Source organism: Sphingobacterium suaedae, from assembly GCF_042684625.1.
GTDB classification, from domain to species: Bacteria; Bacteroidota; Bacteroidia; order Sphingobacteriales; family Sphingobacteriaceae; genus Sphingobacterium; species Sphingobacterium suaedae.
In genome coordinates this window covers 329,313-352,252 of record NZ_JBHULR010000015.1, presented here as the reverse complement: position 1 = coordinate 352,252, position 22,940 = coordinate 329,313, and the positions used below count along the sequence as shown (strand labels likewise).

At 45.9% G+C, this 22,940-nt stretch carries 15 protein-coding genes; 2 read left to right on the top strand and 13 right to left on the bottom strand.

The annotated features are described in order from the left end of the window. Positions 1–53 precede the first annotated feature (53 nt). The 5 genes from ACFSR5_RS17210 to ACFSR5_RS17190 all read right to left on the bottom strand — a co-directional run bounded on the left by ACFSR5_RS17210 (position 54) and on the right by ACFSR5_RS17190 (position 7,677). Positions 54–1,814, bottom strand: a complete 1,761-nt coding sequence (locus tag ACFSR5_RS17210; RefSeq protein ID WP_380905705.1) for a RagB/SusD family nutrient uptake outer membrane protein — start codon at positions 1,812–1,814, stop codon at positions 54–56. A 21-nt stretch (positions 1,815–1,835) separates the two neighbouring features. Beyond that, entirely contained in the window at positions 1,836–5,417 is a 3,582-nt protein-coding gene (locus ACFSR5_RS17205) for a TonB-dependent receptor (protein WP_380905704.1), read from the bottom strand. A gap of 106 nt (positions 5,418–5,523) precedes the next feature. Next, a complete protein-coding gene (locus ACFSR5_RS17200) occupies positions 5,524–6,729 on the bottom strand; it encodes a FecR family protein (protein WP_380905703.1) in 1,206 nt (401 codons plus the stop codon). A gap of 82 nt (positions 6,730–6,811) precedes the next feature. Further along, positions 6,812–7,378, bottom strand: coding sequence for an RNA polymerase sigma factor (locus tag ACFSR5_RS17195; RefSeq protein ID WP_380905702.1), 567 nt, complete (start codon positions 7,376–7,378; stop codon positions 6,812–6,814). A gap of 89 nt (positions 7,379–7,467) precedes the next feature. Beyond that, on the bottom strand, positions 7,468–7,677 hold the full coding sequence (locus ACFSR5_RS17190; RefSeq protein WP_380905701.1) for a hypothetical protein: 210 nt from the start codon (positions 7,675–7,677) through the stop codon (positions 7,468–7,470). A 180-nt stretch (positions 7,678–7,857) separates the two neighbouring features. On the opposite strand from ACFSR5_RS17190, the gene ACFSR5_RS17185 reads away from it, so the two are divergent. Together ACFSR5_RS17185 and ACFSR5_RS17180 are read left to right on the top strand one after the other, a co-directional pair. After that, the gene (locus ACFSR5_RS17185; protein WP_380905700.1) at positions 7,858–8,481 is read left to right on the top strand and encodes a hypothetical protein; all 624 of its coding nucleotides are present in this window, start codon (positions 7,858–7,860) and stop codon (positions 8,479–8,481) included. Then, positions 8,478–8,717 carry a hypothetical protein gene (locus tag ACFSR5_RS17180; protein ID WP_380905699.1) on the top strand — a complete coding sequence of 80 codons (240 nt, stop codon included), beginning with the start codon at positions 8,478–8,480 and terminating at the stop codon, positions 8,715–8,717. The genes ACFSR5_RS17185 and ACFSR5_RS17180 overlap by 4 nt, the downstream gene beginning before the upstream one ends. 41 nt (positions 8,718–8,758) lie before the next feature. Here ACFSR5_RS17180 and ACFSR5_RS17175 read toward each other — a convergent pair whose 3' ends face one another. From ACFSR5_RS17175 to ACFSR5_RS17140, 8 genes are all read right to left on the bottom strand, one after another. After that, the gene (locus tag ACFSR5_RS17175) at positions 8,759–12,838 is read right to left on the bottom strand and encodes a hybrid sensor histidine kinase/response regulator transcription factor (RefSeq protein ID WP_380905698.1); all 4,080 of its coding nucleotides are present in this window, start codon (positions 12,836–12,838) and stop codon (positions 8,759–8,761) included. A gap of 95 nt (positions 12,839–12,933) precedes the next feature. Next, positions 12,934–13,701 (bottom strand): hypothetical protein, encoded by a 768-nt coding sequence (locus ACFSR5_RS17170; RefSeq protein WP_380905697.1) that lies wholly within the window; start codon positions 13,699–13,701, stop codon positions 12,934–12,936. 9 nt (positions 13,702–13,710) lie between these two features. Then, entirely contained in the window at positions 13,711–16,440 is a 2,730-nt protein-coding gene (locus tag ACFSR5_RS17165; protein ID WP_380905696.1) for a sugar-binding domain-containing protein, read from the bottom strand. Positions 16,441–16,463: 23 nt separating this feature from the next. Then, positions 16,464–17,651: a glycoside hydrolase family 88 protein gene (locus ACFSR5_RS17160; RefSeq protein ID WP_380905695.1), complete on the bottom strand. Its 1,188-nt coding sequence runs from the start codon at positions 17,649–17,651 to the stop codon at positions 16,464–16,466. Between the two features lie 105 nt (positions 17,652–17,756). Then, the gene (locus ACFSR5_RS17155; RefSeq protein WP_380905694.1) at positions 17,757–18,038 is read right to left on the bottom strand and encodes a hypothetical protein; all 282 of its coding nucleotides are present in this window, start codon (positions 18,036–18,038) and stop codon (positions 17,757–17,759) included. A gap of 114 nt (positions 18,039–18,152) precedes the next feature. Further along, on the bottom strand, positions 18,153–19,724 hold the full coding sequence (locus tag ACFSR5_RS17150) for a DUF4832 domain-containing protein (protein ID WP_380905693.1): 1,572 nt from the start codon (positions 19,722–19,724) through the stop codon (positions 18,153–18,155). Between the two features lie 52 nt (positions 19,725–19,776). Next, entirely contained in the window at positions 19,777–21,006 is a 1,230-nt protein-coding gene (locus tag ACFSR5_RS17145) for a SusE domain-containing protein (RefSeq protein ID WP_380905692.1), read from the bottom strand. Positions 21,007–21,285: 279 nt separating this feature from the next. After that, complete coding sequence (locus tag ACFSR5_RS17140) at positions 21,286–22,929, bottom strand: RagB/SusD family nutrient uptake outer membrane protein (protein ID WP_380905691.1); 1,644 nt, start codon at positions 22,927–22,929, stop codon at positions 21,286–21,288. Between the last annotated feature and the right edge of the window lie 11 nt (positions 22,930–22,940).

Genomic DNA, 22,940 nt, shown 5'->3' with positions numbered 1-22,940 from the left:
CTGACCACAACAGGAAACAGACTCCGTCCGTTTGTCTGTATGTTCAACTTATATTATTTTTCCCAGTTCGGATTCTGCTCCAGATTTTCATTTAACCGTAGATCTTCCAATGGAATCGGATAATAGTAATCTTTAGCTTCATCAAATTGTCCTCCCTGCGGAAACGGATCTAGGTTTCCCTTGGAGGCTTTTTCGGCTCCGGTGACTGGATCGCGGAGCGTGCGTTGTTGAATATTGATCAGGGATGTTACTGTAGATGGCGCGCCAGCATTCGTGCCGTTATACAAGTGTACATCCATTTTTCCATCCCCAGTGAAATCGTAGGAACCCACACCCGGAAAATAGATGCCTACCATCGGTTGGGTCAGTTTGCGTCCTTCTTTCCAGCGCATCAGGTCGTCCCAACGTAAACCTTCGTTGAACATTTCTATTCGGCGTTCCCGTCGGATTTCCAATAGCACACCCCGGTTCGGGTTGTCATTTTTTAGATTGGGATACAAAGTCCCTTGATAAGCGTCTGGATTCGTATTAGCCGCCGCCATGTTTAGTACTGGCATGGAAACACGCGCGCGCAACAGATTGACCGTACGGTCAAGATCGGACTGTTGTAGGGTTCCGAGTTCGGCTTTAGCTTCCGCTAGAATAAGCAGGGCTTCTGCATATCGGAAAATAACCACATCGAAATGTGCCGAGCTCCATTGATCGCGCGTAGGTAAAGCCTTGATGACGCGATACCCTGTTGTCGTGACGTTGAGCGTGACGGGCTCTGGTGCAGAAGCTCCGATAACCGTAAAGTTTGGCCCTGCGGTTGTCTGTGTCAAGCGAGGATCCCGGTTCTGGAATTCTTCGAAATATCCCGTTGTCGCAAATCCTGGCTTATCCGTGAAGCGCGATCCATCGGTCATCAGGTACGAATTGACGAGATCTTTATTGAGCCCCCAGGATCCCGCCGTAGGAGACGTCATTAAATAACCAAGGTTGTGTACTTCCAGACCCCGTTCAAAGTCGCGTGCTAGAATTGTTTCGGTCATATCCTGGTTATCCCGAGCAAACAAATTACGATAAGCCTGTTGTGGCCCGCCGGTAGAAAACAACGTATAGGCACCCGAACCGATCAGCTCTTCGGCCGCCTCAACGGCTGCTTGAAGGAAAGGTTCATGCCCTTCGATGCCGTGATATTTACGAAATGTTCCTTCATGCAGGCCGATACGGGCCTTGAGCAACAGGGCGGTATACTTTGTAATACGGTTCAGTTTTTTTTCTGCGGGGATATTTGCCACGGCAAAGTTGATGTCGGCCATGACAGAATCCATCACGAGCTTGCGGGGGTCTCTAGGTTTATAGAGATCCGGATCACCAGCCAATAACACCTTATTGTACCAAGGCACATCGCCAAAGAGTTTTACTTTTTCGAAATAAAAATAAGCCCTAAAAAACCGGGCGATGCCACCGTACATAGCTTTTGCCGAGGCATCATCAACCTTATGGTAATTTTCGAGAAAATAATTGATATCACGTAAGCTGCTCCACGACCAACCACCTGTACCACTAGCCGTCGGTGTAATCCGGTTGCCCCGTACACGGTCGGCCGCAATAAGCGGGACTACATTATCCGAGGAGGCATCGTCGGAATAGACCGACTCGTTGGGTAACATCGTGTAAAAATTATTAGAGGCAACCTCCAGATCTTTAGCGGTATTAAAAAAATATTCAGATTCTACCTGATCTTCTGCCGGTCGATCCAAGAAGTTCTTTTCACAGGAACTTAAGATCCAAACCGTAAACAGGCAGCTTATGAGTTGTATGCGTTTCATAATCATCTACAGAGTTAGGAGTTATAAACTTAAATTGACACCAAAAGAAAACGTTTTCCCCATGGGGTACGCCCGTAGATCGGCCCGATCCACAGCATCACCCGGGTGGGAATAGCTCACGGCGGAACCTGCCTGTTCGGGGTCTATATATTTGGTCAACCCTCCGAATGCCCAAGTAAAGATGTTTTCTCCCGAGAAATAAAACCGCAGGCGATCGATTTTAGCACGTTTTGTCCATGCTTGCGGTAAAGTATAACCGACAGTCAGATTCTTCACACGCATGAACGCCACGCTTTCTAAATAGTAGTCGTTCATTTCATACAATGAGCGACCGCCGTTCAATGAGGTATACCCGCGATAGATCTGCGGATAGGTTTTTTCTGGCATATCGGGACGCCACGCATTATCGATCAGATCCTTGCGGATAAAAGACAGGTAAGGACGTTGGTAGGGTCCCCAATAGATATCGCCTGTAGGATACCAATCCTGCTTGGCCACTCCGGCAACAGCAACGGATAGGTCGATATTTCGCCAAGAAGCCGATAGGTTGAGTCCGAACGGAAATTGAGGCATAGCATTTCCGATCGGCCGGACATCACCATGATCTGCCAAAGTATTGCTTCCACGGTCGATCCTTCCGTCGCCGTCCACATCAACATATTTAATATCGCCCGCTTTCAGCCTGTTCCATTCACTGTTCTGCACGACGTTCAGCTCGTAGTTGTACACGTTTCCCAGAGCGTTTCCCGCCGTGACGCCATCTCTGACAAAACTGTTTTGATAAGCCAACGCCTCTTCATCGGTCTGGAATTGCCCATCAATATGGTACCCCCAAATTTCACCGAGGCGCATACCCTCCCAATACGTATTCATCAGTCCATTCGGATTGTCGTACTTGGTAATATAGCCTTTGAAGTTCGATACGTTTGCCGTTAGGTTAAACGACAACGGAGAACCGGCCAGTTGAAATTTATCGCGATAACTGATGCCTATTTCGAATCCGGTGTTTTTCAATGCTGCGTAGTTCTCTTTAGGTTCAGCGGCGCCAAATACAGCAGGCAACGGTTCCCCGGGTAAATACATTCCGTAGGTTTTCTTCTGGTACCAATCCGCGTTGACAAAAAGACGGTTGTCCAAAACTCCTACATCGACACCGAAATCCAGACTTTCCGTATTCTCCCAGGTAACTACCTTCGGAAGCGGTAATGGAGCATCAGCAGCAATGATCGGCTGTCCGTTTTCCAGCCAGGAAGATCGTCCGATCGCTAAAAGTTGTTTAAACGTATTGACGTCCACGGTCTGATTTCCCAAGCGTCCATAAGAACCACGAAGTTTCAGGGAAGATATATACGGCTGTATGGGGTTCCAGAAATTTTCCCGGTCAACTTGCCAGCCAGCGGACAGCGAAGGGAAAAATCCCCATCTACTGTTCGAGGGAAACCGGGATGACCCATCGTAACGGGCATTTACTTCCAGGAGGTACTTGTTGTCGTAATCATAATTGAAACGTCCAAAATAACCTTGTATGGCCCAGTCCAAAGTTGATCCTGCAATATTGTACATGGTTGTTCCTAACGATAGGTTGGCGAGTTCCCGGATTAATAGACCATCCATCTGTGCTGCGACCCGGTCCCTGTCGAATTCCTCTTGATTATATCCCGCAAGCAACTTAAAATTGTGCTTTTCGGCAACAGACGTTTGGTAGGTTCCGAAGAAGTTCAGAGCTTTGTATTTGTCCTTCCACCGCCATTCACCCAACCGGTTGATGCCGGCGGTTATATAATCTAATTTACTGCCCGAAAGGAATTCGAATTCGTTGAATCGAGAGGTTTGTGACCGATTATCGAACCGGTGGCTGTAATCGAGGTTAAATTCTAAACCTTTGAGTGGTTTTACCTTCACACGGAAAGTATTGGTAAATTCTTCACTATTTTCTTTTATCCAGTTATTGCGCTGTTCCATCGCTGCGTGCCCGCCTTGCCCGCCATTGCCGCTAACACCGATGTCGGAAGGAATTCCGTCTACATGGCTGGGATAAAACGGAAACAGGTTATACCACGTCGTCGTACTCCATAATCCACCATACCCATTCCGGAAGCCGCCATACTCTTTATCAAATTCATTGATAAACTGGATATTGTTGGATATTTCTAGCCATGGATTTGGCGTAAAGGCGATGTTTGCCTTGATATTATACCGATCCATATCGCCATCGTCGGCAATTTTATTGATGGTCTCCCGGTTATACACCCGGCCGGAAAGATATCCTTTTAACTTGTCTGAACCGCCCGAAACCGCAATATTGTGAAAGCTGGAAGGTTGATATTTCTTAAACATATAATCGTACCAGTCCGTTTTATAGAAGAACTTATAGGTACCGTCTGACTGCCGTTCGTGAAAAGGTGCTATCTGCCCGCTAGCGACCAGCTTAATCGTCTCCCAATCCATTTCGTTATACCCGGTATAGCTGGTTCCGTTATAACCATACAAAGCTGCATCCACGGTTTTCCCATAGATATACGGATCGGATAAAAAATCTGTTCGGGTGGTCGGTGTCGTCCAACCAAAGTTGGTGGTATAGTCCACTTTCATCTGTCCGGCGACTCCCTTTTTTGTCGTAATCAATATAACCCCGAATGAGCCCCGGGCGCCATATATTGCCGACGATGCCGCATCCTTCAATACCGTGACGCTCTCGATATCGTTCGGATTCACTCGTGTTATATTTCCTTCGATCCCATCGATCAGCACCAGAGGCGATCCTCCGTTGATGGAATTGAAGCCACGCACATTAATATCCGGCGTTTCCGTTGGGTCGCCGGTATTGATCTGAACATTCAGTCCCGGCATAAGTCCTTGGAGCGCTGAGGTAATATTGGCGTCCGGGCGCAGAGCGATATCTTCTGCAGTAATTTGCGCAACGGCTCCGGTCAGGTTAGCCCGTTTCTGTACGCCGTATCCGACGACTACAACCTCATCGAGATCGCTGACCAGGGCTTTTAGAACAATCCGAAGGGGTGTTCCCTGCCTGAAAGAAATGGTCTGTTCTTGGTATCCTAATGTCGTAACATGCAACTGACCTGCCTGCACGTCTGCCTGCAATCGAAAGCTGCCGTCCTGCCCGGTGGCTACCGCAATATTGCTATTTAAAAGACGTACAGAAGCGCCAACGAGAGGCTCGCCCTGCTCGTTATGCACGGTACCTTGTATCTCACGCTGCATCTCTTCCATCGCCACTTCCTGGGACAATGCCTTTTTTATCAAGACTGTCTTGTCGTCGATAATATAGATTAAACCGCGCGGCGTCAGACAGGCATCTAGCACTTTTTTTAGATCTGCGTTTTTGACGTGCATATCTATTTTTGCGACTTCTTGAAGCTGGGTATTGTTATACAGAAAGTCAAGATTGGTTTGCTGTTGAATCTGAACCAACACGTCAGACAGCTCTGCGTCGGTAACAGAAAGGCTCACTTTTTGGGCGAAGGTGTGCGCACTAGCGTGCACAAGAAATCCAAAAAGCATAAAAGAGAGCATCTTCACCATAAGGAAACACTTATACAATAGCCGCCTACTGGGCGACAATGCCACAATATTTTTATACATTTGATAGGTATTTGGTAATTCTTTTATTACAACTGATGAGTTCCATGTACATTTCGAAAGGGGGGTGTTGGTCGCACCTCCTTTTCTACTTTTGCTATCCCATTGTCTATTTCATGACAACCACCCTCCTTTCTTCGACAACAAAACGTAAATCAGAGACTTGCTCTATAGCACGAAGCAAATCTGTTAGTTTTTTCGAGCGTTTTATGCTACCGGTCAGACGATCGTTTGCTCCGGCAGGTACAACGACTTCATCCATGGGGTACCATTTGGCGAGCTCATGGAGTATGTCAGAAATAGGCTTATTGCGGAACCGGAAATATCCCTCTTTCCACGCCAGTATCTCCGACATATCGACCTTTGTACGAAGGCGAATTGCAGTTCCTTCTTCGACTACGGCTTGTTGACCGGGCTTTAGAAGAAGACGATGTTCTGATACAGTGAGGTCTACAGACCCCTGTACCAATGTCGTCAGCATTTTTTTGTCAGCTTGATAAGCTGAAACATTGAATTGCGTGCCTAGTACACGAATGGTTGTTCCCTTTGCCGTTACATAAAAAGGAACTTCTTTTCGGTGACGAACATCAAAGAAGGCTTCACCATCGAGCGCAACTGCTCTTTTTTCTTGCCCATAAGAAGCCCATACATGTATAGAGGATCCCGAATTTAACCAAACAATAGAGCTATCTGGTAAGATAACCCGTAGGGAAACGCCAACTGGTGCTGACAGCCGATGTTGGTCGTCTCTTCGAAAATAATCTGTTCCCCGACTTTGCGTCATCGCCAGACTACCATCTGCAAGGCGCGTGAATTGGATACCTTTATGCTCCACAGCGGTACCGGCTATCGTGTCGAACGCAATACGTTTACCGTCTGCCATGGTGATCATGGCTTCTTCGGAAAGTTGCACGTCGGAGATCTCAACGGTAGCGTGTTCGCTGTTGATTTCGTGTTTAGATCGGTCACTGAGGGTGTAGATAAGGGCGGCAATGGACAGAACAATAAACACACTGGCGGCTATGCGCACCATAGGGCTGCGCATCCATTCAGCTCCAAATGTCTTACGCGCGGGTAGCGTATCCATCTTGCGCTCTAGGGTCGTATAAACACCGTCTTTATTAAATTCGGCGTTATCCTTCACATCTACAAGCGTATCTACCCATGCGGAAAAGGTTTCTTCATCCACATGCTTCAGTCCTTCCTGAAGTTCCTCCAGCTCGTTGGATGTCAAGTGACCTTCTACATGTTTTCTAAAAAGTAAATAAATACGGTTGTTGTCCAATGTGCTCGTCTTAATATATAGATAGTACACATCAGAACACGGTAACGACTAGTTAAAATGCGTTATTGAGAATAAAATAAATATAAATGCCTGAATATCAATTAGAAAAAAATCAACAAAGAAACCAGATGATTAGGAATTGGATATAATCTATTTTGATCAAACTTTTTCGTAAGGATTTCAGCGCCTGTGTGATGTGGTTCCGCACAGTATGTTGGGAGATTCCCATTTGGTCGGCAATTTCCTTATGGGAATACCCGGCATCACGACTGAGACTCAGCGCCTTTTTTTGCTGCTCCGGAAGGTTATCGATGGAGCTTCGAAGTTCGTGCACGAGTTCCCGATAAAAAACCAAGCCTTCTACATCATTTGTGGAGGCAGGTTCTGGATGAATGTCCGCGTTAGAGACAAGACGTTCATCGCGCAGTGTGTTTAAACACAAACGTTTAGCAATAACGTAGATATACAGCCAAATATCACGGTCTATATCGATACGTTCCCGCCCCAACCAAAGCTTTAAGAACGTTTCCTGAACTATTTCTTCTGCTTGGGCGCGGTTCTTTAATATTTTATAAGAAAGGTCGAATATACGCGGAGCGTAGCACTCATAGATCTCTCGAAAAGCAGATTTGCTTCCTTTGACCAGTTGAGAACATATTTTCCTTGAGGCTACATTCATTTCAATTCGGGCGGATAATTTAGATTCTTAAATAAAGGTATTGACAAAAAATCTAATTTCCAATTGCCTCGCAAGATACGAAGGGAATGTTAATCTAACATTAAATCTACAGAATACCCCTCGCAATCCATCCGATATATCTGCGTTAACCGGTATACTTTCTCTGCATTACTTTTTAGAAATTTGCGCAGTTTGCTGTCAGAAGATGTTGTCCGATCGTAGATCAATGTGCCATCCAGTTTATCAAGAAAGAATTCCTGCCCATTTAGATCACCATTTGTACAGACGATAGTTATCATCTTGCGGATTATTCGAAAGATAACCTCGAAGTATCAGAATCAAGTATTGACATTCAAGCAAAAAATAGTGTCAAAATAAACTAAAGTTCTTATAATCTATTGTAATTTTGCATGAATTTTCAATTCATATTTTTACATATCATAAGAATTTTCAGATATTTGTAAATAAAGGAATCGTAAATGGCAAAGCTGGATGAACTAAAGAAACATTTAAAAAAGGGAGAAGTCTACCGTAGGACCGACTTGGCACAATGGTCCAAGTCGGTGGACAGGCATCTTGATGCGTTGCTAAGGGATGGTACGCTTCAAAAACTTTCCCAAGGAGTATATTACTATCCTAAAGAAACGGCTTTTGGAAAAACTCCACCCGAAGAAGAAGTTTTGGTTCGCAGTTTTTTGAAAGATGATCGCTTTTTGCTGACTTCTCCAAATCTATACAATAGTCTGGGCGTTGGCACAACCCAATTGTACAATCTAAGGAGAGTGTACAACCACAAACGGCACGGTGAATTTATGCTTGGTAATCGGAAATTCGATTTTCAGGTCAAGCACCATTTTCCAAATAAGCTCACCCCCGAATTTATTTTGGTTGATTTAGTCAATAATCTTGATAGACTGGCAGAGGATAAACAGGAAGTCCTAAAAAATGTCTTGAACAAGGCCGAAACAATGGATGCTAGAAAATTGGCACATTCCGTTACGCTATACGGTACAGCCAAAACCAAGAAATTATTGGCTCCGGTCGTTTCCACAACTAATATCCTTCATCGCAGAAAAAAGAACGCTGTCAAATATGCCAGTTGATTATCTTCACAACCACAAGGAATTCGCAGTCAGCTGATCAGCAGCAGCTTGCGGCTGATGTATTGGAGAAAGTGGACGGAACAGAAATCTACCAGCTCCAACAACAGGCGCTAGCACCTGCCGCTAAAAAGGTTTCGGAGTTGTTTGACAGCAGTTTTCCCAGCCTAGCAACTGATCAGCTCGAGAAGTCAGGAGCTCTAAAAAGCCGGGACTTTGATATTGAGGATTCTGTTTAAATCTCGGCTATTGACTTTGTCCTAAAATTATCTAAAGGTATCTATTTAACTTCACCTCCTTTGGATGCGTTAGAATAGATTTTCTTTTTGAAATCCGAGGGGCTGCACGCGAACTGTTTTTTAAAACAGACGCTGAAATACTTGGCATTATTGAAACCTGTTTGATAAGCTATTTCTGATATGGTCAGATCGGAATGTTCAAGTAGGTAAGCGCTACGCTTCAATCGATAATCCAAAATAAACTCTTTGATTGACATGCCCACAATATCATGGATCTTCTGATAGAGCACCGTTCGGCCTACGTTCATATCCGACACAAAATCTTCTACCGAATAATCCGGATTTGAGATATGCTGTTCAATCAGTTTCATTGCTTTTAACAGCAATTCTTCATCCATTGATGTTACGGTGACTTTAGCAGGGTCAACCGTAATCCTTTTGCTATATTTGTCTTTCAGCTCCTGTTGGGTTTTTAATATGGTCTCGATTTGTTGCAACAGGTAGCCTATTTCAAAAGGTTTGTCAATAAATACACTGGCTCCATATTCGAGCGCTTTGATCTTGTTGTGTTCTTCTTCGCCGGCGCCGGATATTACAATGATTGGGATATGACTTGTCTTAAAGTTTTGCCGTAAACGTCTGCAGACTTCAAACCCATTGTGATTCGGCATCACCAAATCGGTAAGGATCAACTGCGGATATATCTTCTCGGCCTTGGTAATCCCTTCCAGTCCATCGCTTGCGGTATACACGTTGTATTTTTCCGACAACTGCTGTTCCAGATAGCTACGCAAGGCCAAGTCATCCTCGACGAGCAGTAGGCTGCTGGCTTTTCGGGCTGTTTTTTGCATACCCGCTGAAGCGGATGTATCGAGAATAATATCGTCGATTTCAGAAATGGTGTAGTCGTAAATATTCTCCTGCAAATCACCGGGCCTTGCCCCCTTTTGCAGGGGTAGTATGATCGTGAATGCGATCTTGTCTGTTTTATTGATCATCCATATCTTACCCGATAGCACTTCTACCAATTCTTTCACGATGGCAAGTCCGAGCCCCGAACTTTCTTCGAAAGTTGGACGGTGGTGCGACAGGCGATTAAATGAGGTAAAAAGGTTTGCAATCTGCTGTTCGGAAAAACCGTCCCCACTATTAAGCACCTGAATGGAAACGTACGTTAGATCGTGTTTCTGCGATCGATTAGGCAGTTTTCCCATTTCTTCGGCCGTTGATTCGTAGATACGCACTCCCACGTAGCCCTTGTTTGGGGTGTACTTGATTGCATTTGAAAAAAGATTGGTCAATATTTTCTCGATAATATCATAATCAAATGCAACATGGAGATGGTCCATGGGACTACCGAAATTTGTTTCGATCTCCTTTTTGTTGGCATACAATTCAAATAGACCGAATATATCACGTACAAAATTGATAAAATCGCCATGTTGCGGGCTTAGGGTGATTTTCTGGCTTTCGATTTCCCTAAAACGCAACAACTGGCTGATCATCCGCTGGATGCGGGAAACGTTTCGCTCGATGTGCTGCATATACCCGGCAGTGCGCTCCTCAACCACTATAGTCTCCTTAAGTTGCCTCAAGGGCTGTAGAACCAACGTGAGTGGCGTTTTCAGGTCGTGCGAGATATTGGTAAAGAAATCGATTCGCGCTTGGTTCAGTTCGCGCATGTTCTTTTCTTTTAAGATCTCCAGGGCAAGGCGTTCAGCGTAAACCCGCTTATTGGTGTAATATCGAAACACAAAAACCAAAAGCGTAAGCAGCGCGCATATATAGATACAATATGCCCACCAAGACAGGAAAAATGGTGGATCAACCTGCACATAAAGCCGCGAAATAGCATCTCCCCACATACCGTCATTGTTTGCTGCCTTAATTTCGAAGATGTAGTCACCAGCTGGCAGATTAAAAAACTGAACGGATTTCTGACTTCCGCTTGTTACCATCCATTTATCGGAGAGTCCCCGCATGCGGTAAGAAAACTGATTCTTATCCGCTGCCAGGTAGCTGTTTGCCGCGAAGCGGATTTCAATATTGGACTGCTTGCTACTCAGGCGAATTTCTTCCTCTTCCTTGTTGGATAAACTGGAGATGTCTTTACGGATTGGGGAATGCACCGATCGAGAAGTTACCGGTTTGCTGTTCACCAAAAATCCGGTAAAAAACACCCGCGGCTTTTGAGGGTTTCTGTTCATATTAACCGGATCAAAAAGCAAAAAGCCGTTGGTTCCCCCGAACAGCATTTCGCCAGCTCGGGTTTTAGCGGCCGCTCGAATATAGAACGACCCACATGCATTATCCCGGTAAAATCGCGCTTTCTCGAATACATCTGCTTCTGTGTCATAATAGAATAGCCCTTCGTTGGTACTTAACCAAATATTTGCACTTTGGTCATCTTCCAATATACCGAATACCATTTTGGCGGGCAATCCTTCCTCCACGCTAAAGTTCAGGTAACGACCATCTTTTTTTAGAACGTTTACCCCTCTACCAAGTGTTCCTAACCATAAATCTCCATTAGCGGCCTGGTAATAACTGCATAATAAATTGGCGGCATAAGGTGCATTTTCGATCAGGTAATGTTTAAGGACTTTGAGCGTTTTAGGCGAAACAATGAACAGTCCCTGATGGGTAATGAGGCGAAGCTGATCTTGCTCATCAATGTAAAGCGCTTCGATTTCCACGTTCAAAGGTTTATCGTTCTGTCCAATAATTTGCACCATATCGAGTTTATTTCCGGTTTTCCGATACAAGTAAAGCTTGTCTGGATCGGTCATCCACAGGCGACCTTCTTTGTCCTGAGCAAAGTCGTACACAGTCAGCGGTTGGCGGGATTCAGGATGATATAGTCCAAGATCCCGAAACTTGTGTTGCACAAAATCATACGATGTTATTCCGCCATTAAATGCAGCGGCCAGTATATTTTTTTTGTGCGGATCAAGCTTCACCGTTTTTATCATGTTAGAGTTGGGCGAATTACCGGCTGCTTTTACAAAGTGGGTGAAGGTATCATTCCTCCTATGCCAATAATTTAATCCCCCTCCCTCAGTCCCGATCCATATGTTGCCCTTGAGGTCTTCCTGAAAACTGCTGACCACGGGGTGATTTAAAGCCCCTGAACTTGGGTTAAAGTAGCGAATATGCGCATCGTACAACGAACAGTAGGCCATCTTTCCGCCGTACGTGCCCACCCAAACGCCTTGATCGGGATCGGGATAGATCGTCCAAATGGAATTGTTGGGCAGGGAGAACGCATCATTCAAATTCATTCGCAAGAACCTTCGTGCGGTGGTGTGCGGCTCATATATAAATAGTCCAACCTGTGTGGCCACCCAGATCAGGCCATCCGGGTCGGCATACAGCTTTTTGGAAAGTGCAGATGTACTCCCCGTAGTGGCTACGGGCACATTTTTTTTAATGTCTCCCGTATTATCTGTCACATAAATACCATCGCGCGGGGTAAGAAAATAATACAGTCCGTTATATAGTACCGCATCATTTGCCGTGCTTGCCGTTGCTGCAAACTTCGCAAATAGCTCGCCCCGGCGTTTGCTACTATCGAGCTTGAAAACCGCTCCCTCCTTGGCAAGGTAGAGGTCCCCGTCCAAGCTGAGTATAGTATTGAAAAATCCATGTTTAGGCAAGGGAAATCCCGTTGTCTTTTTTCGCGCTTGATCGTAGCACAGCAAGCTATCACCGGATAGCATATACAGTTTTTCATCATCGTGTAGTACGACCGACCTTATTTTCCCAAAAACCAACAGATCAAACGAAAACTGCTCATAGTTAAATTGAAGCAAGCCATAGTTTGTCGTTAAAAACAAACGCCCCTGCCGGTCTGTAATTAAAGAACCATATCCCCATTTCACTTGCGGGCGAATGGCCGAGACAATGTCATTGAACTGATGGAATTTACTCCCATCATACATAAAGATGGCATCCGGCCCCGTGTACCACATCCTTCCCAAGCTATCCTTGCTGATGCTTTGTATCCCGCCGTAATATGAGGTTTCGGGCATTACGTGAAAACGGTATTTCGCTATACCAATCGCGGATACCCATTGAAAAAGAACTAATAAGCAACAAATAATTAGCCCGTACTTTACCATGTTTTCGTGTTTTCCTTGATTAGAATACCAATGTACTACAAAATCCCCTCAACCCCGAACGGTGCGTCAAAAATCTATGACTCTAAGCTCAACGCTTATTTAAAGACAGCATCTTTCGCAAGCTTCATCGTTCGTTCGGGATGATCTTTTAATTCAAAAACAATTAGTACATTTTCGCCTTTCACTAAATCTTCTGCAGCAATATGCAACGATTGTTGTTTTTCCTGTTCCCAGTAAGTCCCTAGATAGCTATTATTGATCCATACTTCGCCCATTCCCCAGCCAGAGATGTCCAGATAGGTGTCCTGTACTGCCTGAAGCGAGAAACTGCCTTTAAAAAACCTGGGTGCCGCGGCCTTGGCATCCTGGTCAAAGCGTAGATCACCCAAGTTCTCCTTTTTAATCGCCAGCGGTATCATAACCCAGTCCGTTAAGGCCGCTCCGTCCAGCCGAGCTTCTCCAAAAAGACCTTTCGCATTATCAAGTATTTCGGGGCCGTAGGTTATTCTACCAATATTCTCTACATAGATTTGCAGCTGATGGATTCCATTTAGTTTGTTCAGCACCAGACTCTTTCTTGCGTCGGTTAGTGTTCCCTGCAGCTTACCATCAACATATACCGCCGCATAGTCGCGCACATGTTCCAGGATTAGGTTAGCCTGCGCCGCAGCTACTTCAAAGCTCGTCTGGTATAACAAGTAGCCTGTCTCCATACCCACATCATTCATTGGCAATAAGGCCTCATCAGCGACCGTATCCATATAGACCTGCTCGAGGGAAGCACTTTTATCGAAGGTTATTTCTTGGCCCATCGAATGGAGGCCAGCTCCCAAGATCAACATCGACATCATTATCTTAAGCATTTTTCTTGATTATTTTTTTAGAAAAGATTTTATAAATGATTCTTCGACCTCCACTTGAGGCGAAAATCCATCGCCTTTTACATAACGATCAATGCTGTACAGCAATTGTTGTGTCGCAGGGCGTTTGTCCAGGTCTTTCTTGGTATCCACTGCCAGTACCAGCAGTTTACCGCCATTCACCTTGGCCTCGAACCCGATACCCAGCTTTTGATTATTATCATAAGCGTCGATAACCTGTATAAACGGACGAAGTGCCTGAGGTGCGCCATCCATCTCGATGACTTTGGCCTCGTTCAGGATGTCCCACCACTGCCAATCTGTATGGTACGCTGTTGTGAAATTAGCAAATACCGGCGCATTTTCTTGCAGGAGACAACCAATAGTCATAGGATGCCAAGCGAACATGATAGGATTCCAAAAATGGTTATGAAACACGGACTTCCGGCCTTTCAAATTTCTGGGCAAAGGGCAAAGAACAACCGTTTTTCCTTCGGCAAGCTGCTTTTGTGCTGCCTCATCGTACACCTCGGTGTACCGCACCTCATCGGTGGATTGCATCAGCTGCTTATGCTTCGGATATACCCAGATATCCCAGCTGTTTTTTACAGAGTTATTGATCGAAAGATGCACCGTTAGCTTTTGCTGGGCACTTACGCCGTTTAACGGAATGGAGAAGCTACCAATGGGCGATACACTATCGTTTGCGATCGTCTGTGTCTTCAAGGTTCCTTTTTTCAGTATTCTCCCCGATGCATCGGTCAGCCACCATTTGGGGTGGGCATTCCTGATAGCTCCAGTGCTGTAATTATATACCTCGGCTTTCCCTTGAAATGTTTCACTGTTGAAGTATGCGCTCTTGTCATAGCGCAGCAAGGCGACTGTAGGACCGCAAGATTCTCTAAATTTCTCGGGTCTCACCAGGCCTTTACTGTCCCAGAATGGATCCAATAACCCCACCGGCGCATAGCCCTGTCCAGGAAAATCATTCAGCGAGAGTAACTGGAATCCAGCGGACTTACTACTACGCAATAGCGCCTCAATAACTGCTTTGTACTCCAGCACGGTTAGTGCGCCGGAGGCCCGAAAGAAATCTCCGGCCTGATCCAGCATCCCGTTTTTATCCAAAAGCTCCCGAAACACTTCGAAGTTACGGGGCTCCACGGGGCTGTCCGCATACTTTGTAATCTCTTCAAAATTAGGATATACGCAGCGCTGCCCCGACTCGTGCGATATTACGGGAACGTCTACATCCGATGCTGTATTTCTATCCCAGTCGGTACTGGGCAAGCCTTCATACACTTTCACATCGCCCTTGTTTGTTTGTTGGGAGACATAATATTGATCTGATTTAACGCGGGTACGCGCCGTAGATCCGCTGTACAGATGTCGCGGATCCACGCTACGTCCGCCGGCTGTCAATTCTTCAATGAAGTCAAAATTACCGGTAATTTCATTGCCGTTGCAGTACAGCACAAAAGATGGATGATTGCCATATTCTTTGAGGATTGCCTGCATCTCCCGGCGAAAGAAATTATAACGGTCATTATCGGGTTCCGCATCCTTACCCCACATCGGCATTTCCACCTGAAAATAGATGCCGTGCTTGTCGGCCATGCGGAAAGCCGCTTTTGGCGGGCACCAAGAATGAAAGCGCAAGTGGTTCAACCCATATTCTTTCATTAATAACATAATCCGTTCCCACGATACGTCATCCACCGGGGCATAGCCCGTTTTCGGGAAGACGGCATTTTCCACATTCCCCCGCAAGTGCAGCTTTCGGTTATTGAGCAGAACATGGTTTTTGCCTTGGATCACTTGGCGCATCCCAAAAGTGCTGACCTTCTCATGCTCATACTCCATCGTGTCGTGCGCGGTTTTTAACTTACATTTCAGGGTATAAAGGTTCGGATGAAATTCGTTCCATTGCTTCACCTTTTTGCCCAGGAAAATTTTTGTCTCAAGGAAGGCGACCGAATCTGTACTGCTTACGAGGATATCCTTTTGCAGATGGTAGTCTTGACCATCAATCGTAAATTCTGCACGTCCTTTTATTTGCTGCTTTAGCGTATTGTTCAGCTGTAGCTTGACACGGATGCTGTTTTCGGAGATATCAGGATATATCTGTAAGTCTTCTATATAGATGGGATCAACGGCGAGGAGTTTCATTTCGCCCAATATCCCGTTCCAGTTGATTTGCGTAAACTCCGTATGGGCGTGATTCCACTTGTGGGTACTATATTGAAACCTATTATCGATGCAAATTGTGATACGGTGGGTTTTGCCGGGATGCACAAATGCCGTAAGGTCATGGTTATGCGGTACGCTGATGTAATCAATTTTGCTTACTTCTTTGGTATCTACATAAACAGAGCTAAGCCAATGCGTACGCTCAAAGTACAGAAATATCCTTTTGCCCTTCCAGTCGGCCGGAATCTCGATATCCCGCTGGTACCAAGCAGGCCCCATATACTCGTATTTACGTGTCAGGCGGTCAATATGCCGATAGGGCGATTTGTAGCCGATTTGGTAATCATCTGTAGTGCCTGGCAGGTCGATCTCCGCTTGTAGGCGGTGGTTATACCGTGGGGAGAGCGATCCTCTTCGAAAATCCATCAGATCAGTTTGAAATCCCCATTTGCCAGACAGATCCTTTTCAACGGTCTGTGCGTGTAAAAAATTTGGAAAAGGGAGCAGAATAATTAGTAAGCGCGTTAAATAATACTGTAAGCTCAGGTTCATATCGTTTTTCTATATTTGGAACATCAATGGATCTTTCTTTTCAATTTGGTCAAGGCCTCCAGGTAATAGTAGTCGGCATAGGTTAGTGGCACATCTACCTCTGATTTTAGCGGATAAGCGCCCACGCTATGCTTTAAAATAAAACAACCATTCTCGCCTAATTTGGCGGTATATGCTGGTGAAGCCAATGTAAGGATCTGGGTGGCGATCACTTTGCTATACTGCTCTACACGGTCGCCGTCGACAAAACTGCTCAGGTCGATCAATGCCGAGGCCATAATCGTAGCAGCCGAAACATCGCGGTAAGTTTCCGGTATCTCCGGGCTATCATAATCCCAGTACGGAATGTAATCTTCAGGCATATTGGGATGATGTAGCAAGTAATCAGCTATAAGCACGGCCTGCCGCAGATACCGTTCATCTCCCGTCTCACGATACAGATAGGTATATCCGTATAACCCCCAGGCCTGTCCGCGGCTCCAAGAAGATTCATCTGAATATCCCTGATGGGTTTGTTTTCGGTGCGGTATTGCTGTTACCGTATCATAGGAAACCACATGATAGGAGCTGTAATTACGCCGGAAGTGATGTACCATAGTCTTATCGGCATGCGATAAAGCGATGTCCTTGAGTCTTTTGTCGTCCGAGTTGACCGAAGCCCAAAGCAAGAGCTCCAAATTCATGATGTTATCGATGATTACCGGATATTGCCATTGCTCGCGGTTATGGTCCCAAGATCGGATCAATCCCACTTTCGGGTTATAACGTGTGGCCAACGATTGTGCCGCAGTAAGCATCACCGCTTTATAATGAGGATCCTGTGTCAATCGGTAGCCATTACCAAAACTACAGTAGATCATAAACCCTACATCGTGATTATCTGTGGTATATTTTTCCCGTTCGACCCGAGCCGTATAGAGCTTAGCATATTCTAATACATCGGGGTTAGGATCATTTTCATATACATACCACAGTACACCCGGAAAAAACCCGCTACACCACCATCGCGAGTCGGAGGAAATATCCTTACCCTGTTGGAATGTCCGGGGCAATTCCCCCTCCTGGTATTTATACTTTTCAGCCATCCGCATGGATTGTTTCGTGGCGAAAGCCAAGGCACTATCTACCGTTGATTTTAAGGCTTGCTCGTCTTTAGATGCTTGAATGGGCACGCAGCTTACCAATCCCAGGAAAGCTACCAGATAGAACATATTGTATTGGTGCATAAATATTTATATTAGATTATTTCGTGTTAATTTGCTGATCGCGTGTCCTTATCAAAGCAGCTTGGCCCTGCAGTATCCTTGAGCGGGAAATTAGTCCACTCCGGTTTCTTCCTTCTGGTCGTCAGGATGAAAACGAAAGGCGATCGTGCTGTCTCCGCAAACATGGAACGTGTTTAAAAATCGCTGGATTAATTCGATAAAGAGGCAATTGTCTGTCTTGGCCCCGGGGAGCTGGCGACATCCCTGCTCCGATTCTCGTAAAGCGCGCTGCCCCCATTCGGAAATAAGCAGTGGCCGGCGCATCGCGACATCCCATACAGCTTGATTGATGAATGTTAAGCTCCCTAATTTTTTTAATCCTTTAGCAGACATTTGTTGTCTTAATAATGACCAACCGGAATTGTGCTCCGGTTGGCCAATTTTTGTTTTGCAAGCGAGCAAGTCCCTTCGCTTTTACGGCACGGGCAATCCTATCTCCCCTATCGGTTACTGTACTTTTACGTTAAGCAGGCGTAGCCAACCACTGCTCGTAACATCGCCATTTACAGCAAGTTTTATTCCCGGCAGGTTCTCCTTGCTGGTGTCGATAATGGCAACAGCCCAAACATAATTACCTGGCGACACCTGGACTTGAGCATTAAAATCATATGCCGCTGGATTATCCTTTAACCAGTTCGACGGTTCCGCTTGTTCATCGATAAAGATTTTTGTAGGTTGGCCACTTGCATCTAAGAGCGCAAAAGCCACCTTGTATTTGAAGTTCCATTGGGGAATATTGTTCGGGAAATAGCCCCACCCCATATTCCGCCAGCGGTGGGAGATGGTCGCTTGCGATCCGCTTTTTATCGTTTCGGGCAGGTATATCTGGTCCGGGTAGAGGCGATACCCTCCTTCGGATATAAATCCCTGTACCAGGTTAAACGTCTTTTCAAACCAGGAGTCTGTATCACCAACCCGAAAATCCATCATGTTAACATGGGCTTCAGCTGCTGCATCAAACTCTCCTTGGCGCACATCTTCCGGATGCCCTTCTCGATATTTGCCACTGGGATCTGTCCAGTACCGGTGCGTTCCGGAGGTGATCCAACCGCCTTCCATTAAGATTGGGCGCTTATAATTCCAGGTCTTGGCGAATTGTTTCTCCCAACTTTGGTAATAATCGGTCATACCAAAAGCGTCCTGCCGGAGGCTGTAGCCTTTATTGATCATTTTGACCAACAGTTTATCGCTATTTGCATTCGGGCTTCCCCAACTTGCCGGATGTCCAATTAGCCGATGGTAGTTGATGATCAATGGAATTTTTGTAAAGCAGCGTGTGTACAAGGTGCTCACCCAGTCCAACACGTCTTCTTTGAGTGCCTCTGTATTGGCTCCCGTGGCCGTATTTGGGTCTTCGTACACGACATTGTGTGCTTCCCCCCATTTACCGAAGCCATAAGCGTCAATAAATGCAACCTTGTCCGGATCGTTAAAATCCTGCGCAAGTGCTTCGATAAATTTTTCATAGTACTGCCGGAAAATGGGATCTTGCGGGAAAGGGGTAATACGTGTGGGAAAGGAACTATTTTCCAGATACGATTCTGCTCCAGCATCAAATACAAACTGTGGTGTATTCATCCCTTGATCACGCCCGTCCACCACTATACGAAAAGCGATGGGAAGTCCGCGCTCCAGTGCTCCGTTGATCAATTTTGCGATCTGGGAGTTGGGATCCCGCCAAGCGTAAACGCCGTCCGATGGATTAAGAGTTGCCCAGCTCGTGCGGATGTAACCTGCCGAGGCATATTCTAGGGCTTTCACCCGCTTGCCAAGATCTGGGACGTAGAATTCTTGGTCCCAGTGGGAAGGTTGTGCCGTACGTGCGGCATACATCACCCAGCCATTTAGTGGGTTGCGCAGCGCGCTATTGCGGTTGTATTTGGGCGAAACTAATGTGCCTTTATTTTTAGTTGCTGCAGCCTGTTCATCCAGACTACTGGAAGAACAGGAGAGTGAAGTCAGAAAAGCAATAAGCGCAAAAGCAAACTTCATGGCGGTTGGACCGTTTAGTTTTTTCATAAATATTGACGTTAATTATTTTTTTGATATGTTTTTAATTCTATGGATTGACCTATCGCTTCTCTGCCAGCAGTGTCATGTTTCTTAAGTCAAAAACGAGGAAATTGGCTCCCGCTGGAATCGTATAGTACGAATTTCGTTGTGCGCTTGACATCCCTCCCGAGAGTTCCGAGACTTTTCCTATGGTGAGCGTAAGCTCTTGCTTATCACCGGAACCTGTCAACGGGCAACTAAAGGCATAGGCTAAATTTTTGTTGTTATCATTCTCCCCGTATACAATAAATTTCGCTTTTCCGGTTCTGCCTCCCTGATAGATGAGCACCTGCGGATCGGCAAGACTAACCGAGCAGTCCATTTTTATCGGTGCTGCCCAGCCGTTTATAGCACCATGCATCCAAAGTTCATTGACTTCAGTTGTTCGCGAAATGCCACCATCAGCGTTCCATGTCACTACTTTAGGCTGTAAGGCCGTTGCTGGCGAATAAATCGTGCAGGTCGCCTTTTGCATGTTTACCACCAGGCGGTACTGCCCTGCCTGCGGAATCTCCCAACCGATCGGTTGCTCACGCATATTTACCTCCACGGCTGTACCATCATGCAGGCCGCCATCGCTATTTTTTGGACAGAGGAAGTTGGTGGCACCTTCATATTCGACGGGAATTTCTAGGCTACCCGCTTGCAGGTCAAGCAGTACCGCATACTGGTTTTCGTTTTCAACGGTTCGTTGAAGTTCAACCTTCGCTGATCCGTTGATTGCCGATCCGGTTAGAAAGATCTTATCAGCATCAAATACAACAGTCCGAATAGGCTGTACATTCACTGTGACCGTCCGTACTTCAGGTGCATGAAAGGCCTGGCCGCCTTCATACTCTGCAATCACCCTAAATTGTAGCGTAAAAGGTTTGTTGACTGGCAGCCCCCATTTCTCATTGGCCCAATTTTGCAGCTGTTCGGAACTAAAGCTTTTGGTGAGAACACCTTCATCTTCATGGCTCATGATGGTGGTAGCCACACCAAAGTTGTTACCCAGCACATCTAATTTCGTACGATAGGAGACCATGCTTTCGCCTGACACGGATCTAGCTTCCGTCCAGTTGAAGGTAATGATATCAGCGGTCAACTGATCGGCGTTGAGTGTCACCTCAAGTGCCGAACTTTGCAGTTCCATACGCTCTTCAATTTCCTCGATATCTTCTATTTCGTAACCGCAGCCCTGAAGGCCAATTCCCAAGAGCACGATCCAACAGAGGCGATATAGTGCTAATGTTTTTTCCCCGTTCATAAAGCAATTCATTTTTCTCATAATTTAATCTGTTTAACAACTGCTCCTTGAACCACGTTCGATAGAGGAGCAGCCGCATTGGGTTTCTGTCAAGTAAACCGAGCATTTCAGCCCGAGATTCTCATAGATCGTATGTGAAAGTCTCCCTTCATACGGCTCTTATCATTCAACCATTGACTTCGTGTCAAGCATCCCGTGTGCGAAGGCTGAATTTGTTCATTGTTGTATCCATTTACTAACGTGGTTTTACTCCAAGTTCCCAATGAGGATTCGTGTCGCCTAATAACCAGTATTTTGTGGAAATTCAGCATCCCGATTTGCATCGATGATCGCCTGTGGAATAGGCCAAAGCGCATGGAACTCCTGCACCTTACTTCCCACAGCGGTGTTGTAGGTTTTTACACGTTCAAGAAACTTTTTCGTGCGTACCAAGGTGAACCGTCTACTCTCCTCGCCCACGAGCTCACGTATCCGCTCGTCCAGTAGATAGTCCATATTGACTTGGCTTACCGATGCGGGAGTGGCCCCGGCACGTGAGCGCACCTGGTTAATGGCCTCTGCCGCCTTGGTGGAATTGCCTTGACCGATATAGGCTTCAGCAAGTAAAAGATATGTTTCTGCCAGACGAAACTTCATGCGATCCTTGTAGCTGCCGGTAAGTCCTAAGTTTTCTGCCCGCCCATAAAAGAACTTCGTTAATGCAGGAAACAGGGACTTGGTCGAAAACCAGGTTTGTTCGGTGATTGTGGCTCTTTTCCCATACAAAGCGGCATTACTCGCGTTGTTATAGTACCAGTCACGCTTGATATTGTGATTGGAGTTCCGTATATCAGCGGCATCAAAAATACCAGGCGCATTGCCTGTTGCGTTGGTGCGGCTGGTACCTATCCACCATTTCATAGGAATAATTTGTGCCAAGCCACGTCCTCCCAAAGTATCTGCCAGCACAAAACCCGAAATATCAAAATATTTGGGATTCCAGGCCCTTCGCGTCCAATCGTCTGAATTGGTACCTCCGCCAATGGTATTAAATTCAAATTGTAGTACCCAAATACTTTCCTTATTTCCCCCTTTTCGGTTTTGATTGTGCTCAACAAACAGGTCGCTGAACACGTCGCCAGGATTTTCCTGGTTTCTTCCAAACCTGGTTTTCATCAATTCATAGTAGCCACTATTGATTACCTCTAACGCCGCCTGTTCGGCAAGCGTGTATTGCTGCTGTGCCAGATACATCTCACTGAGCAGATGGAAGGCTGCCCATTTGGTGAGTTTTCCTTCTTGCAACTGATCGGGATTATCGGGCAGGTTTTCGGCAGCAAATTTCAAGTCATCAACCACGTGCTGCAGTACTTCGGCACGGGGCGTCCTGGAAAAGTTCAGCTGAAAGTCGTAGAGGATAGTCTCAACATAGGGCACATCGCCATATAGGTACAGTAGAGTCCGGTAGGCGTAGGCCCGAAAAAAACGTGCTTCGGCCTGAAAGCGGACTTTATCAGTTGGGCTATCCCAATTGTCGTTAATCTCCGCATACATTAAAATCTCATTTGCTGAGGAGATCAGGCTATATGACCAATTCCAATAGGATAGAACAAAACGCTCCGACGGGGTCATCGTCAAATTGGCAAACGCCGTCAACGAGGCATCACTATTTACCACATCGACAATGTCTGTGGCCGCTTGGAGCGCCTCGTAAGGTGTTGCATTGTTATGCAGAAACGCTCCGCCTTCGCCAAATGTATTATACTCAGATCGCGTGAGCGCATATAAACCTGCGGAACCTACTTCAAATCCATAGGTACTGGTAAACGTATTGGTTGGAGCCAACTGCGATTTCAGATCTTCTACAAGGAAATCCTTACAACCGGCGCTAGTCGCCACCAATAGCAAGAATAATCCGTTTTTTATAATATGCTTTACTTTCATGTCTGTTCATC